The sequence below is a fragment of the Achromobacter sp. HZ01 genome (assembly GCF_003267925.1).
In the GTDB taxonomy this organism is placed as follows: Bacteria; Pseudomonadota; Gammaproteobacteria; order Burkholderiales; family Burkholderiaceae_B; genus Achromobacter; species Achromobacter pulmonis_A.
On sequence record NZ_LWKV01000002.1, the window covers coordinates 525,196 to 539,593 of the forward strand.

General features: G+C 69.1%; 17 protein-coding genes. 9 read left to right on the forward strand and 8 right to left on the reverse strand.

Annotation, left to right across the window (positions count from 1 at the left end):
• Nucleotides 1–31: 31 nt before the first annotated feature.
• Nucleotides 32–1,066: an L-idonate 5-dehydrogenase gene (locus tag A6B37_RS11580; RefSeq protein ID WP_111825823.1), complete on the reverse strand. Its 1,035-nt coding sequence runs from the start codon at nucleotides 1,064–1,066 to the stop codon at nucleotides 32–34.
• Complete coding sequence (locus A6B37_RS11585; protein ID WP_111825824.1) at nucleotides 1,063–1,815, reverse strand: FadR/GntR family transcriptional regulator; 753 nt, start codon at nucleotides 1,813–1,815, stop codon at nucleotides 1,063–1,065. Before A6B37_RS11585 ends, A6B37_RS11580 begins: the two co-directional genes overlap by 4 nt.
• A gap of 170 nt (nucleotides 1,816–1,985) precedes the next feature.
• Here A6B37_RS11585 and A6B37_RS11590 point away from each other — a divergent pair, with 170 nt between their 5' ends.
• The 3 genes from A6B37_RS11590 to pyrF are packed head-to-tail and all read left to right on the forward strand — an operon-like array spanning nucleotide 1,986 to nucleotide 4,577.
• A complete protein-coding gene (locus A6B37_RS11590; protein WP_063960534.1) occupies nucleotides 1,986–2,384 on the forward strand; it encodes a diacylglycerol kinase in 399 nt (132 codons plus the stop codon).
• Between the two features lie 49 nt (nucleotides 2,385–2,433).
• Nucleotides 2,434–3,753, forward strand: a complete 1,320-nt coding sequence (locus tag A6B37_RS11595) for an NAD(P)/FAD-dependent oxidoreductase (protein WP_102773954.1) — start codon at nucleotides 2,434–2,436, stop codon at nucleotides 3,751–3,753.
• A gap of 5 nt (nucleotides 3,754–3,758) precedes the next feature.
• The gene (gene pyrF, locus A6B37_RS11600; RefSeq protein ID WP_111825825.1) at nucleotides 3,759–4,577 is read left to right on the forward strand and encodes an orotidine-5'-phosphate decarboxylase; all 819 of its coding nucleotides are present in this window, start codon (nucleotides 3,759–3,761) and stop codon (nucleotides 4,575–4,577) included.
• A 15-nt stretch (nucleotides 4,578–4,592) separates the two neighbouring features.
• Here pyrF and A6B37_RS11605 read toward each other — a convergent pair whose 3' ends face one another.
• The 6 genes from A6B37_RS11605 to ribBA all read right to left on the reverse strand — a co-directional run bounded on the left by A6B37_RS11605 (nucleotide 4,593) and on the right by ribBA (nucleotide 8,989).
• On the reverse strand, nucleotides 4,593–5,129 hold the full coding sequence (locus A6B37_RS11605; protein ID WP_246842456.1) for a CinA family protein: 537 nt from the start codon (nucleotides 5,127–5,129) through the stop codon (nucleotides 4,593–4,595).
• Complete coding sequence (locus tag A6B37_RS11610) at nucleotides 5,126–5,632, reverse strand: phosphatidylglycerophosphatase A (protein WP_102774169.1); 507 nt, start codon at nucleotides 5,630–5,632, stop codon at nucleotides 5,126–5,128. The genes A6B37_RS11605 and A6B37_RS11610 overlap by 4 nt, the downstream gene beginning before the upstream one ends.
• 63 nt (nucleotides 5,633–5,695) lie before the next feature.
• Nucleotides 5,696–6,661: a thiamine-phosphate kinase gene (gene thiL / locus A6B37_RS11615; RefSeq protein ID WP_111825826.1), complete on the reverse strand. Its 966-nt coding sequence runs from the start codon at nucleotides 6,659–6,661 to the stop codon at nucleotides 5,696–5,698.
• A 157-nt stretch (nucleotides 6,662–6,818) separates the two neighbouring features.
• On the reverse strand, nucleotides 6,819–7,310 hold the full coding sequence (nusB, locus tag A6B37_RS11620) for a transcription antitermination factor NusB (RefSeq protein ID WP_102773957.1): 492 nt from the start codon (nucleotides 7,308–7,310) through the stop codon (nucleotides 6,819–6,821).
• Nucleotides 7,279–7,803: a 6,7-dimethyl-8-ribityllumazine synthase gene (gene ribH / locus A6B37_RS11625; protein ID WP_102773958.1), complete on the reverse strand. Its 525-nt coding sequence runs from the start codon at nucleotides 7,801–7,803 to the stop codon at nucleotides 7,279–7,281. Before ribH ends, nusB begins: the two co-directional genes overlap by 32 nt.
• Nucleotides 7,804–7,813: 10 nt before the next feature.
• Nucleotides 7,814–8,989 (reverse strand): bifunctional 3,4-dihydroxy-2-butanone-4-phosphate synthase/GTP cyclohydrolase II, encoded by a 1,176-nt coding sequence (ribBA, locus tag A6B37_RS11630; protein ID WP_102773959.1) that lies wholly within the window; start codon nucleotides 8,987–8,989, stop codon nucleotides 7,814–7,816.
• A 147-nt stretch (nucleotides 8,990–9,136) separates the two neighbouring features.
• Between ribBA and A6B37_RS11635 the strand changes: the two genes are divergently transcribed.
• The 6 genes from A6B37_RS11635 to phnE (A6B37_RS11660) all read left to right on the forward strand — a co-directional run bounded on the left by A6B37_RS11635 (nucleotide 9,137) and on the right by phnE (A6B37_RS11660) (nucleotide 14,394).
• Complete coding sequence (locus A6B37_RS11635) at nucleotides 9,137–9,937, forward strand: HAD-IIB family hydrolase (RefSeq protein WP_111825827.1); 801 nt, start codon at nucleotides 9,137–9,139, stop codon at nucleotides 9,935–9,937.
• A gap of 11 nt (nucleotides 9,938–9,948) precedes the next feature.
• The gene (locus A6B37_RS11640; protein WP_168202179.1) at nucleotides 9,949–10,767 is read left to right on the forward strand and encodes an IclR family transcriptional regulator; all 819 of its coding nucleotides are present in this window, start codon (nucleotides 9,949–9,951) and stop codon (nucleotides 10,765–10,767) included.
• A gap of 145 nt (nucleotides 10,768–10,912) precedes the next feature.
• Nucleotides 10,913–11,911 carry a phosphate/phosphite/phosphonate ABC transporter substrate-binding protein gene (gene phnD, locus A6B37_RS11645; protein ID WP_111825828.1) on the forward strand — a complete coding sequence of 333 codons (999 nt, stop codon included), beginning with the start codon at nucleotides 10,913–10,915 and terminating at the stop codon, nucleotides 11,909–11,911.
• A 7-nt stretch (nucleotides 11,912–11,918) separates the two neighbouring features.
• The gene (phnC, locus tag A6B37_RS11650; protein WP_102773962.1) at nucleotides 11,919–12,689 is read left to right on the forward strand and encodes a phosphonate ABC transporter ATP-binding protein; all 771 of its coding nucleotides are present in this window, start codon (nucleotides 11,919–11,921) and stop codon (nucleotides 12,687–12,689) included.
• Nucleotides 12,686–13,573: a phosphonate ABC transporter, permease protein PhnE gene (gene phnE, locus A6B37_RS11655; RefSeq protein ID WP_102773963.1), complete on the forward strand. Its 888-nt coding sequence runs from the start codon at nucleotides 12,686–12,688 to the stop codon at nucleotides 13,571–13,573. The genes phnC and phnE (A6B37_RS11655) overlap by 4 nt, the downstream gene beginning before the upstream one ends.
• Complete coding sequence (gene phnE / locus A6B37_RS11660) at nucleotides 13,570–14,394, forward strand: phosphonate ABC transporter, permease protein PhnE (protein WP_111825829.1); 825 nt, start codon at nucleotides 13,570–13,572, stop codon at nucleotides 14,392–14,394. Before phnE (A6B37_RS11655) ends, phnE (A6B37_RS11660) begins: the two co-directional genes overlap by 4 nt.
• Nucleotides 14,395–14,398 lie beyond the last annotated feature (4 nt).

Consider the following 14,398-nt stretch of genomic DNA (forward strand, 5'->3'; position numbering starts at 1 on the left):
CGCCTGGCGGCCCTGCTGTGCCGCCCGGAGGTCATGCTTCGACTACAAGTTGCACCTTGGTACTGCGACTGCGATCCGCTGCCAGTTCGAAGGCCTCGAATGCGCGCGACAACGGCAGTTGCGCGCTCATCAGGGGCCGCACGTCCACCTTGCGCGTGCGCAGGTAGGAAACGGCCCAATCGAACTCCACGTCCGCGCGGAACGCGCCGACGTAGTCGAGCTCCCGCGCCATGATGTTGTTGGCCGGAAACGCGATGCCTTCGGCCGGCAGCGTTCCCACTTGCACGATGCGCCCGCCGCGGCGCGTGGCCGCCAGGCAGGTGGCCAGCGCGGCCGGGCTGCCGGCCGCCTCGATGCTGACGTCGGCGATGTCGGCCAGGTCGGCGGGCGCGGCCCGGTCGCCGCGCACGGTTTCGTCGGCGCCGACGGCCAGCGCCATTTGCAGCGGGCGGTCGGCGACGTCGGCGACGATCACGCGCGCCGCGCCGGCCAGCCTGGCGGCCAGCACCGTCATGCAGCCGATGGTGCCGCCGCCCGTCACGAGCACGGTACGGCCCATCAGGGGGCCGGCGCGGTTCACGCCGTGCAGGCCGATGGACAGCGGCTCGGCGCAGGCGATCTCGCCCAGCGAGACGTCTTCTTCGGGCACCGGCGTGAGCTGGCGCTCGGCCATGACGAAGCGTTCGCGGAACATGCCCTGCACGTGCGGATACACGCTGGCGCTGCCCAGAAAGCGCATGTTGCGGCACAGATTGGCGCGGCCGGCGCGGCAGTAGTCGCACCTGCCGCAGGGATGCGAGGGATTGATGGCGACCTTCATGCCGGGCGCCACCGAGGCCACGGCCACGCCGGTGCGCAGCACCACGCCGGAGGCCTCGTGGCCGGGTATGAGGGGTTCGCGGATGACGAAGGCGCCGACGCGGCCATGCTGGAAATAATGCAGGTCGGAACCGCAGATTCCGGCGGCGCCCAGCCTGAGTTCGACTTCGTGCGGCGCCAGCGGCGCGGTTTCGTCGGGTTCGAGGCGCAGGTCGCGCGCGCCGTGGATGCGGCAGGCCAGCGTCATGGTTCGGTCTGCTCCCGGTTGGCGGCCGGCGCGGCCTCGGCATGCTGGCCGGGCGCGTCGGCGCCGGGCCAGCTTGCGGTGAGGCGGTCGTGCGAGCAGGCCAGATGATGGTGCATGGCGGCGCGCGCGCCGCGGTCGTCGCCGGCGCGGATGGCGTCGATCACCTTGCGGTGCTCGGCGATGGCCGAGGCCCAGCTGGCGGGATTCTCGAAGTAGTCGCCCAGCTTCACGGACAGGGGGTTGTGGCGCTCGTCGAAGAGTTCGCTGACCACGCGCACCAGCACCGCGTTGTTCGCCATTTCGGCGATGCGCGTGTGGAACAGGCGGTCGCCGCGGATGGGCACGTGGCCGGCGAGCGCCTCGTCTTCCATGGTTGCCACCGCTTCGACCAGGCCGTCGACCAGCGCGGGCGCGTTGCGCAGCGCGGCCTGCGCGGCCAGTTCGCCTTCGATCACCTGGCGCGCGCGTATGGTTTCCAGCGGGCTTTCCGCCGTGAGGCTGGCGCGCGGCGCGCCGGTCAGGCTTTGCACGTAGACGCCGGAGCCCATGCGGACCTCGACCCAGCCTTCGACCTCCAGCGCGATCAGCGCCTCGCGCACCGAGGGGCGCGACACGCCCAGCTTGAGCGCCAGGTCGCGCTCGGGCGGCAGGCGCGCGCCGACCGGGAACTCGCCCGCCTCGATCAGCAGCCGGAGCTGGTCGGCGATCTGGCGGTACAGGCGGCGGGGTTCGATGGTCTGGATGGGCATGGACTGCGTAGCTGGAGGAAGTGCCGGGGAAATTCGGGCCAGAAGGTAAAGTGGCCTTACCAATTGACCGGAATCTTGCGCCCGCCCCGGATGAGTCACAATTAGGGTTTGCCCGCCGCGGGTAGCCCATATCTGTTAAAAAGCCGCCACCCGGTCCACTATTCACGCCCATGTCCCCGAATCCGCACCACTCGCCCTACAAGAGCACCGGCGGCCTGCGTCGCATCCTGAACGCGCTGCGCTACTCGCTGCAGGGCCTGCAGGCCGCGATCAAGTACGAGGCGGCCTTCCGCCAGGAACTGGCGCTGGCCGTGCTGATGATTCCGGCCGCGTTCTTCCTGGGCCGCACCACGGTGGAGGTGTTCTTCCTGGTGGGCACGGTGATCATGGTGCTGGCCGCGGAGCTGCTGAATTCCGCCATCGAGGCGCTGGCCGACGCGCTGTCGGTCGAATCGCATCCGCTGCTGGGACGGGCCAAGGACCTCGGCAGCGCGGCGGTGATGCTGTTGCTGATCTTCGCCGGCACGGTGTGGGTGGGCGTGGCCATCAGCCGTTTCGTCATGCATTGACACGGCTGGTCATGCCGCCGCCCCGGCGCGGCTATTTATACTGGGAGCCATGATGCCTAGATCGACGTCGGACCCCTCGCAGCGCATCGTCATCGTCGGCGGCGGCGCCGGCGGCCTGGAACTGGCTTCCAAGCTGGGCCGGATCCACGGACGCCAGCACATCACGCTGGTCGACAGCCGCCCTTTCCACATCTGGAAGCCCTCGCTGCACGAGGCCGCGGCCGGCACGCTGGACATCCACCAGGAAGGCCTTTCATACCTGATGCTGGCGCACCTGAACGGGTTTTCGTTCGCGCAGGGCCGCCTCGAACAGGTCGACCGCGAGCACCGCAGCATCACGCTGGACGCGGTCAGCGACGCGCAGGGCATGGAAGTGCTGCCGCGCCGCGAACTGGCCTACGACACGCTGGTGCTGGCCCTGGGCAGCACGTCCAACTTCTTCAACACCCCCGGCGCGGCCGAACACGCCGTCACGCTGGACACCACCGAAAACGCGGAACAGTTCCGCCTGACCATGCTCAAGGCCATGGCGCAGGTGGACCTGGCCAAGGTGCGCAATCCTTCGGCGCGACTGGATCTGGTGATCGTGGGCGGCGGCGCCACCGGCGTCGAACTGGCGGTGGAGCTGGTCGAGGCCAGCCACGTGGTCAGCGCCTACGGCCTGCCGAACTTCCGCGCCGAACGCGACCTGGCGATCACGCTGGTCGAAGGCGCGCCGCGCATCCTGTCGGCGCTGCCCGAGAAGATTTCGGTGGCGGCCACCCGGCGGCTCACCGAACTGGGCATCCGCGTGGAAACCTCGTGCCGGGTATCCGAAGTCACCGACAGCACCGTGCGCACCGCGGACGGCCGCGAAATCCCCGCCCAGCTCTGCATGTGGGCCGCCGGCATCCAGGGTCCCGCCCTGCTGGCCGACCTGGGGCTGCCGCTGAACAAGCTGGGGCAACTGGAGGTCAACGACAGGCTGGAAACCCCGGACCCGCACATCCTGGCGCTGGGCGACTGCTGCGCCGCGCCGTGGCGCGAGGGCCGCACCGTGCCCGCCCGCGCCCAGGCCGCCCACCAGCAGGCCGACTACCTGGCCAGGAAGCTCACCGCCCGCCTGCGCCACGCGGCCGAGCCCGCCGAACCCTATGTCTACCAGGACCACGGCTCGCTGGTCTCGCTGGGCCAGGACGCCGGCGTGGGCAGCCTGATGGGCAAGCTGGCCGGACGCGGCCTGTTCGTAAGCGGTACACTGGCGCGCCTGATGTACATGAGCCTGCACCTGATGCACCACAAAGCCGTGCTGGGCATCTCGCGCACCGCCTCCCTGGCCCTCGCCCGCCTGCTCATGCGGCGCACGCGTCCACGGGTCAAACTGCACTGAATCCCATGAACTTCATCCAAAAACTCGAACACGCCTGGACCGCCAGCAACTCGCTCCTGCAAGTCGGGCTGGACCCCGACCCGCAGCGCTTTCCGCGCGAATTGCAGGGCAAGCCGGACGCCATCTTCCAGTTCTGCCGCGACATCGTCGACGCGACCGCGCCGTACGCATGCAGCTTCAAGCCGCAGATCGCCTACTTCGCCGCCCACCGCGCCGAGGACCAGCTCGAAGCGCTGTGCCAGCACATCCGCGACAAGCATCCCGACCTGCCCATCGTGCTGGACGCCAAGCGCGGCGACATCGGCTCGACCGCCGAGAACTACGCGCGCGAAGCCTATGAGCGCTACCAGGCGCATGCGCTGACCGTCAGCCCCTACATGGGCCTGGACTCGGTCGAGCCCTACCTGGCCTGGCGCGACCGCGGCGTGATCGTGCTGTGCCGCACCTCGAACCCGGGCGGTTCGGACCTGCAATTCCTGAAGATGGATAACGGCGAGCCGCTGTACCTGCATGTCGCGGGCCTGGTGGCCGACAAGTGGAACGCCGACGGCCAGTGCGGCCTGGTGGTGGGCGCCACCTTCCCCAACGAGCTGGCCGCCGTGCGCCAGCGCATCGGCGACGCCCTGCCCCTGCTGGTGCCGGGCATCGGCGCCCAGGGCGGCGACATCACCGCCACCGTCAACGCCGGCGCCAACGCGGCGCGCAGCGGCATGATGATCAATTCCTCGCGCGCCATCATCTACGCCAGCGGCGGCGACGACTGGCGCGAGGCCGCCGGCGCCGCGGCCGAGGGCCTGCGCGACGCGATCAACGCGGTGCGCTGAACGCCGCGCCGGGGTTCAGCCCCGGCCGGCGGGCGCGCCCACGAATTCCAGCAATCCCCGCAGCGCGAATTCCACCGCGGCCTGACGCACCTGCGTCCGGTCGCCGGGGAACACGTGCGTCATCGCGCGGCTGGTGATGCCGTCGCCGGTGCGCATGGCGAAACCGAAGCACACCATCCCCACCGGCTTGCCGGGCGTGGCCCCGCCCGGGCCGGCGATGCCGGTGGTGGACGCCGCCACCCGCGCGGCGCCGGAGGCCAGCAGCACGCCGTTGGCCATTTCCAGCGCGACCGGCTCGCTTACCGCGCCGAAGTGGTGCAAGGCGTCGGGCGAGACGTCCAGCTCGGCCACCTTGGCGTCGTTGCTGTAGGTGACGAAGCCGCGCTCGAACCACTCGCTGGACCCCGCCACCGCCGTGATCGCGCCGGCCAGCAGGCCGCCGGTGCACGATTCGGCCGTGCCCAGCATCCAGCCCTTGCGGCGCAGGGCCTCGCCCAGCGTTGCGGCCAGCGCTTCCGTGCCGGACCCGATATTGCGTTGTGCTTCGCTCATCCCAAGACTCCTGTGCGCACGACCAGCGCCATGACCAGCAAGGCGTATCCGGCCGCCACGATATCGTCCCACATTACGCCGAAACCGCCCTTGATGTGGGCGTCGAAGAACTTGATGGGAGGCGGCTTGACGATGTCGAAGGTGCGAAACAGCACGAACGCCAGCGCCTGCGCCAGCCAGCCCGACGGCGTGAGCCACAGCACCAGCCAGAACGCCACCATCTCGTCCCAGACCATTCCGACATGATCGGGTTGCTGGAGTTCGCGCCCGACGCGATGACAGGCCCAGCAGCCGTACAGGAACGCCAGCGCCAGGAACACGCCGATGGCCAGATCCGTGGCGGCCGGCGCGGCGGCGACCCAGATCGCCCAGGCCAGCAGCGTGCCCCAGGTGCCGGAGGCCGGCCGGATCAGCCCGCTGCCGAATCCGAAGGCGATCAGCCGGCCGGGATCGCGGCACACCCAGGACAGGGCGGGATAGGCAGCCCGGCTGCGGTCGCGCATGGAAGGGGAGCGGGTGTCGGCGGGAGGCATGGCGTCCAGGAGGATGAGGCAAAAACGCGGCGCTCAGGCCGCGGGAAAGTGGTCGAAGCCGGCGGGCAGCGCGTCCAGCGGCCGGCCCTGCGCGTCCAGCACGTCCAGGCCGGTACGCTCGCGGATCCGGCCGATGCGGGTGGCGCGCGCGCCGGCCTCGCCGGCGGCGGCCAGCACGGCTTCGCGGCGGGACGCCGGGGCGGTGAAACACAGCTGGTAGACGTCGCCCCCGCCCAGCACGGCGCGGCGGCGCCGCGCCGGGTCCAGGCCGGCCAGCGCGGCGGCCACGGGCATTTGCGGGTAATGCAGATCGGCGCCCACGCCGCTGGCGGCCAGGATATGGCCCAGGTCCTGCAACAGGCCGTCGGAGACGTCGATGGCGGCATGGGCCACGCCGCGCAGCGCCAGGCCGAGCGCCACCTGGGGCCGCGGCCATTCCAGGGCCTCGCGGGTCGCGGACAGCAGCGCGGGGTCGGCCGGATACTGGCCGTCGAGCAGCCGGTAGGCCACGTCGGCCGCGCCCAGCTCGCCCGATACCCAGACGTCGTCGCCCGGCCGGGCGCCGTCGCGGCGCAGGGCCTGCCCCGGCGCGACCGCGCCGAACACCGTAACGCTGATGGCCAGGTCGTGCGCGCTGCGCGTGGTGTCGCCGCCGATCAACGGGCAGCCGTGGACGGCCGCCAGATCGTGGAAGCCCTCGGCGAAAGCGGCCAGCCACGCCTCGTCCAGCCGCGGCAAGGCGAGGCCCAACACGCAGCCGATCGGGCGCGCGCCCATCGCGGCCAAGTCCGACAGATTCACCGCCAGGGCCTTGTGCCCCAGCGCCCTGGGGTCCACATCGGGAAAGAAATGGCGCCCTTCCAGCAGCAGATCCGTGCTGGTGGCCACCTGCTCGCCGGGCGGCACCGGAAACAACGCGCAATCGTCGCCCACGCCCAGCAGCCCTGCCGGCGCAGCGCGATTGAAATAGCGCGCGATCAAATCAAATTCGGACGCCAACGCAACTCCGCAATCCGGCAAGAACAAGCGTAAGAAACAGGAAACAGCTGCCCGCACATAACGGGTGCCCCCCAATCCGGGCCGCACGGATCCGGCTCCGCCGGTCCGTAGCGGCGCCCCCCGGGGGGGAAGCGCCAAAGGCGCTTCGGGGGGGAGCCTACTTCCGCATTTCGTGCGGACGCACGTCCGCGGCCAGCTTGTCGAGCACGCCGTTGACGAACTTGAAGCCGTCCGTGCCGCCAAACGACTTGGCGAGTTCGACGGCCTCGTTGATGGCGACCTTGTACGGCACTTCGACGTGATGGATCAGTTCGAAGCTGCCGATCAGCAGGATGCCATGCTCGACGGGCGACAGCTCGGCCAGCGGGCGGTCGATGTAGGGCGTGAAACGCTCACGCAACGCGGGCGCTTCGCGCAGCACGCCATGCAGCAAGGTCTTGAACCATTGCGCGTCGGCCTCGGAGAAATCCTCGGTGTCGCGCAGATGGGCGTCGATCTCGCCGGCGTCCTGCGTGCCTTCGCCGCCGCGCAGCAGCCACGCGTACACGCCCTGCAACGCGAATTCGCGTGCACGGCGCCGCGCGCTGCGCGCGTTGGCGCGGGCCTGCGCCGCGCTATCAGCGCTGGTCGTCGTCTTCTTCGTCGTCAAAATCTTCGTCCTCGTCGTCTTCGTCGTCTTCCTCGGGTTCCAGCGCCGCCACCAGGTTGGCCATTTCAACGGCCACCTGGGCGCAGTCGCGGCCCTTGCCGGCGGCGCGGGCCTGGGCCTGCTCGTCGGTGTCCACGGTCAGCACGCCGTTGGCGACGGGGATGCCGGTTTCCAGGGAAATACGGGTGATTGCCGTGGCCATTTCATTGCTGACCACTTCAAAGTGATAGGTTTCGCCGCGGATGACGGCGCCCAGCGCGATCAGTGCGTCGAATTCGAACGTTTCGGCCATGTGGGACAGGGCCACGCCCAGTTCCAGGGCGCCGGGCACGGTGGCGACCATCACGTCGCGCTCGTCCACGCCCAGTTCGGCCAGTTCCTTCAGGCACGCTTCGAGCTCGGCCTGGCCGATTTCCTCATTGAAGCGGGCGCGTACGATGCCGATGTGCAGCCCTTCGCCGTTCAGGTCGGGGGTAAGGATATAAGGGTTCATTTGTCGGCCTTCAGTGTGTTGCGGGAGTGTTCGGAGGGTCGCAATCGTAACCCGTAATGGTGAGCGAGAAGCCCGCCATGCTGGGCATCTTGCGCGGACGGGCCAGCAACTTCATCTGGCCCACGTTCAGGTCGCGCAGGATCTGGGCGCCGATCCCGTAGGTACGCAGCCCGAAGCGGTCGGCGTTGGCGGGATTGGCGGGGGTTTTCGGATCGGACCAGGCGGCGATCTGGCCGAACAGATGCTCGGTGGAGGACTGGCAGTTCATCAGCACCAGCACGCCGGCCGGGGCGGCCGCGATGGCCGCGAGCGCCTGCGCCACGCCCCAGCTGTGCGGGCTGGCGCCGGTATCGAGCACGTCCAGCACCGAGGCCGGCTCGTGCACGCGCACCAGCGTTTCGGCGTCGGGCCGCACGTCGCCATGCACCAGCGCCAGGTGGGCCGAGCCGGTGGCGGCGTCTTCGTAGGCCACGGCCTCGAACTCGCCCCAGGCGGTCTGCATGGTGCGCTTGCCGACGCGCTTGACGATGGATTCGTGTTCGCTGCGGTACTGGATGAGGTCGGCGATGGTGCCGATCTTCAGGCCGTGCTGGCGGGCGAATTCCACCAGGTCGGGCAGGCGCGCCATGGTGCCGTCGGGCTTGAGGATCTCGCAGATCACCGCGGCCGGCGTCAGCCCGGCCATGGCGGTCAGGTCGCAGCCGGCCTCGGTGTGGCCGGCGCGCACCAGCACGCCGCCGGGCACCGCGCGCACCGGGAAGATGTGGCCGGGCTGGACCAGGTCGGAGGGCTTGGCGTCGCGCGCCACCGCCACCTGGATGGTGCGGGCGCGGTCGGCGGCCGAGATGCCGGTTTCGACGCCTTCGGCGGCCTCGATGGACTGGGTGAAGTTGGTGCCGTAGCGCGTGCCGTTGCGCGCCGCCATCAGGGGCAGGTCGAGCTGGCGGCAGCGGTCCTCGGTCAGCGTCAGGCACACCAGGCCGCGGCCGTGCGTGACCATGAAGTTGATGGCCTCGGGCGTGACGAATTCGGCCGCCATGACCAGGTCGCCTTCGTTTTCACGGTCTTCTTCGTCGACCAGGATGACGATACGGCCGGCGCGCAGCTCGGCGATGATCTCGGAGACCGAAGCGATACCGAAGGATTCCGGCTCGGAGCCGGGCAGGGAGGACAACTGGACGGACATGGCGGACACGCAAACCAGGCAGGAAAGCCCGGATTTTACCGCCCCTGGCGTCCGAATCCCTATCCGGGCCGCCCGGCCCCGCCAAAAGGGGGCCGTCCGGTTAAACTTCCCGCCAAAAACTCCCCCTGGAAACGAGGAAAAGCCCCCATGCAAGCCCTTGCGGCCATGCCCCCGAGCGTCGCGGCTGCCGTCCGCGTCGTGCTGACCGATATCGACGACACGCTGACCACCGAGGGCCGCCTGCCGGCCGACGCCTACGCGGCGCTGGAACGCCTGGAACAGGCCGGCATCCAGGTGGTGCCCATCACCGGCCGCCCGGCCGGCTGGTGCGACCACATCGCCCGCATGTGGCCGGTGCGCGCCGTGGTCGGCGAGAACGGCGCGTTCTATTATGCCTACGACCGCCAGGCCCGCCGCATGCGGACGCATTACTGGACCGACGCCGCCTCGCGCCAGGCCAGCCGCCGCAAGCTCGACGCGATCCGCGACCGCGTGCTGGCCGAAGTGCCGGGCGCGGCGGTGGCCAGCGACCAGGACTACCGCGTGGCCGACCTGGCCATCGATTTCTGCGAGGACGTGCCCGCCCTGCCCGACTCGGCCGTCAGCCGCATCGTCTCGATCTTCGAAGCGGCCGGCGCCCAGGCCAAGGTCAGCTCCATCCACGTCAACGGCTGGTTCGGCGACTACGACAAGCTCACCATGACCCGCACCATGTTCGAACGCGAGTTCGGCGCGGACGTGGCCGGCGCGCTGGACAGCACGCTGTTCATCGGCGACTCGCCCAACGACGAGCCCATGTTCGCGTACTTCCCGGTCTCGGTCGGCGTGGCCAACATCCAGGCCCAGCTGCACCGCCTGACGCACCGTCCGGCCTATGTGGCCGCCTTCCACGGCGGCGCGGGCTTCGTGGAAATGGCCGAGCGGCTGCTGGCCGCGCGCCAGCCCTGAGGAGCCCCGCCGTGGCCACGTCCAAGACCCCCGCCTCCGCCGCCGCCAACGACGGCCGCCGCAGCATCCAGTCCATCGAAGTGGGCGTGCCGCTCCTGGCCGCCCTGGTCGACGCCGCCAAGCCCCTGACCCTGCGCGACCTGGCCGCGGGCGCCGGCATGACCTCGGCCAAGGCCCACCCCTACCTGGTCAGCTTCATCCGCGTCGGCCTGGTGCAGCAGGACGCCATCACCGGCCAGTACGAACTCGGCCCCTTCGCCCTGCAGATGGGGCTGGTCAGCCTGCAGCGGCTGGACCCGGTGCGCATCGCCATGCCGGAGATCGCCCGGCTGCAGTCGGAAATCGGCCATACCCTGGGCATCGCCGTGCTCGGTTCGCACGGCCCCACCATGATCCACATGACCGAGGCGAGCTACCCGGTGCACGTCAACATGCGCAAGGGCACGGTGATGTCCATGCTGCACACGGCCACCGGCCTGGTGTTCGCCGCCTGGCTGCCGCCCAAGGTCAGCGAGCACTACATCGAGCGCGAAGAAGGCGACACGGCCGTGGTGCCCGGCAAGCCGCCGGCGCGCAAGGCCACGCGCGCGCACATCGAGGCCCAGCTGGCCGACATCCGCGTGCATGGCATGGCGCGGGCGCTGGGCAACCCGCTGCCCGGCGTGGACGCGCTGTCGGTGCCGGTGTTCGACAACACCGGCAATATCGTGCTGGCCCTGACCAGCCTGGGCCCCACGGGCCTGTTCGACGTGTCCTGGGACGGCGCGATCGCGCGTCCGCTGCTGGCATGCGCGCAAGAAATCTCCCGCAAGCTGGGATACCGCGCCTAGGCGATCGCGCAAAAACGAACACAAAGCGAACATTTCGAACAAAAGGCGAAAAAAAAGACAGGGACTTTCCCGAGGTGTGCCTCCCGCGCTTGTATGTTTGAATTCAGTTACTAGTCATATTCAGACCTACAAGAGGAGACATACGATGCGCGCCTTGCGTCTACTGCAAGCGGCCGCCGTTGCCGCATTCGCATTCGGGGGGGCTTCCGCCCAGGCCGCAGACAGCTGTTCGAACCGGGGCGACCTGGACCAGATGTACTGCGACGCCAACAAGGACCTGGTGGCGGACACGCCCGCCGACGCGTCCAAGCTCAAGACCCCGTCCACGCTGGTGTTCACCTATACCCCGGTGGAAGATCCGGCGGTCTACGAAGACATCTTCAAACCCTTCACCAAGCACCTGTCCGAGTGCACCGGCAAGCGCGTGGTGTTCTACCAGGTGCAGAGCAACGCCGCCGAAATCGAGGCGATGCGCTCGGGCCGCCTGCACGTGGGCGGCTTCTCCACCGGTCCCACCGCCTTCGCGGTGAACATCGCCGGCGCCGTGCCGTTCGCGGTCAAGGGCTACGCCGACGGCTTCCAGGGCTACAACCTGATCGTCATCGTCAAAAAGGACAGCCCCTACCAGAAGCTGACCGACCTGAAGGGCAAGAAGCTGGCGCACACCGCGCCCTCGTCGAACTCCGGCCACATGGCGCCGGTGGCGCTGTTCCCCAAGGAAGGCCTGACGCCGGACAAGGACTACAAGGTCATCTTCTCGGGCAAGCACGACCAGTCCGTGATGGGCGTGAACTCCGGCGACTACGACGCCGCCGCCGTGGCCTCGGACGTCTTCAAGCGCATGGCCGAACGCGGCCAGATCAAGGAATCCGACTTCCGCGTGATCTACCGCAGCGAGAAGTTCCCGACCTCGTCGTTCGCCTACGCCCACGACCTGGAGCCGAAGTTCCGCGACCAGATGCTGAAGTGCTTCTACGACTACCGCTTCCCGGCGGAAATGTCCAAGGCCTTCGACGGCGCCGACCGCTTCTATCCGGTGACCTACCAGAAGGACTGGGCCATCGTCCGCCAGGTCGCCGAATCCGGCGGCGAAAGCTTCAACCGCGCCGCCTACGACCGCGAAACCGCCAAGAGCAAGAAGTAAGTCCAGTATGACGACGTCGCTACGCATTTCCGGCCTGGTGAAGGAATACCGGGCCGGCCAGCCTGTACTCAATGGCATCGACCTGCAGATCGCGGGACAGGGGCTGACCGCCATCATCGGCCCCTCGGGCACCGGCAAGAGCACGCTGCTGCGCTGCATCAACCGGCTGATAGAACCCACCCGCGGCGAGATCGTGCTGCAGTCGCAAGACGGTTCGGTGGACCTGGCGCGGGTGCGCGGCGCGTCGCTGCGCCGCGCGCGCCGCCGCATCGGCATGGTGTTCCAGGAATACAACCTGGTCGAACGCCTGACCGTGATGGAAAACCTGCTGACCGGACGGCTGGGCTATACCTCGGCCGTCAAGGCCTGGATGCGGCGCTTCGAGGCCGAGGACATCGAGCATGCCTACAAGCTGCTCGACACCGTCGGCCTGGCGGGATATGCCGACCAGCGCGCCGACGCGCTGTCGGGCGGCCAGCGCCAGCGCGTGGGCATCGCCCGCGCGCTGATGCAGCGCCCGCAGCTGCTGCTGGCCGACGAGCCCACTTCGTCGCTGGACCCCAAGACCTCGGTCGAGATCATGGAACTGCTGTCGGCGCAGGGCAGCGCCACCGGCATACCGGTGATCGTGAACATCCATGACGTGGATCTGGCGCGCCGCTACGCCAGCCGCATCGTCGGCATGTCCGGCGGGCACGTGGTCTACGACGGCGACGGGCAGGGCCTGGACGCCGCCATGCTCAAGACGATTTACGGAGGCGAGTCTTGGCTGGAATGATTCCCCCCGGCGGCCGCACCCGGCCGTTCGCCATGTCCGGGCGCGCCAAGGCCGGCGTGCTGTTGCTGCTGGCCTACACAATCTACGCCGGCGCGCAGCTGGATTTCAGCTGGGCGCGCTTCGAAAGCGGCATGGGACACGCGTCCACTTTTCTTTCGCGCATGTTTCCGCCCAATTTCGAAAAGCCGGACACCTTGTGGAAAGGCATCGCGGAAAGCCTGGAGATCGCGGTGCTGGCCTCCATGCTGGGCGTGCTGATCGCGCTGCCCATCGGCCTGCTGGGCGCGCGCAACATGATGCCGGCCTGGGTCTCGTGGCCGGCGCGCGCCGTCGTGGCGCTGTGCCGCGCCCTGCACCCGGTCATCGTCGCCATTCTGTTCGTCAAGGCGGTGGGCTTCGGCGCGCTGGCCGGCATCCTGGCGCTGACGGTGGCGTCCATCGGCTTCATCGGCAAGCTCTTCACCGAGGCCATCGAGGAGATCTCGCTCAAGCAGGTGGAAGCCGTCAGGGCCTCGGGCGCCTCGTTCGCCAACGTCATCATCTTCGGCGTGCTGCCGCAGGTGTTCGCGCGCTTCATCGGCTTCGCCACCTACCAGTTCGACTCCAACCTGCGCAACTCCACCATGGTGGGGATCGTGGGCGCGGGCGGCGTGGGCGGCACGCTGTTCTCGGCGTTCCAGCGCTTCGACTACGACTTCGTCAGCGCCATCCTGCTGACCCTGATCGCCATCATCATGCTGGGTGAAATCCTGGCCGGCTTCGTGCGCGCCGTGTTCCTGGACAATCTGGGCTTCGAGCGCATCCTGCAGGGCCGCATGGCCGGCGCCCGCGGCGTGGGCTCGACCCGCGCCCCGGTCGCGCGCAAGGCGGAGGTGGAAGAATGAACGCCACCGCTTCCACCCTGAACCCGGCCGGCGCCCCGCGCGTCTGGCAGCGCTACAGCATGGGCCAGCGCCTGCTGCGCTTCGCGCTGTACCTGCTGGTGGTCGCCGCCATCGTGCAGGCCATTCGCGGCGTGGAGATCATTCCGGAGTTCCTGTATGACGCGCCCGAGCAGATGGCCGATCTGTTCCGCCGCATGTGGCCGATCGACTGGGCCTACTACCCGGAAGGCGTGCACGCCGCGCTGATCGAAACCCTGCACATCGCCACCCTCGGCACCATCCTGTCGGTGGTGATGGCGGTGCCGGTGGGCCTGCTGGCGGCCAACAACCTCACGCCCAGCAAGACCGTCAACATGCTGGCCCGGCTGATCCTGGTGTCCAGCCGCTCGGTCAACTCGCTGGTGTGGGCGCTGCTGTTCATCGCCATCTTCGGGCCGGGCGCCCTGGCCGGCACGCTGGCCATCGCGTTCCGCTCCATCGGCTTCGTCGGCAAGCTGGTGGGCGAGGCCATCGAAGAGGCGCAGCGCGGCCCCATCGAAGCCGTCGCCGCCACCGGCGCCAGCAAGGCCTCGGTGATCTGGTACGCCTACTGGCCGCAGATCCGCCCCGCGTTCTGGTCCATCGTGCTGCTGCGCTGGGACATCAACGTGCGCGAATCCGCCGTGCTCGGCCTGGTCGGCGCCGGCGGCATCGGCATGGCCCTGGACACCGCGCTGAACCTCTTCCAGTGGGACCGCGTATCGCTGGTCTTGGCCGCCATCTTCGGCGTCGTGGTGCTGGCCGAGATCATCATCACCCAGGCCCGCAAACGCATACTCTGACCGC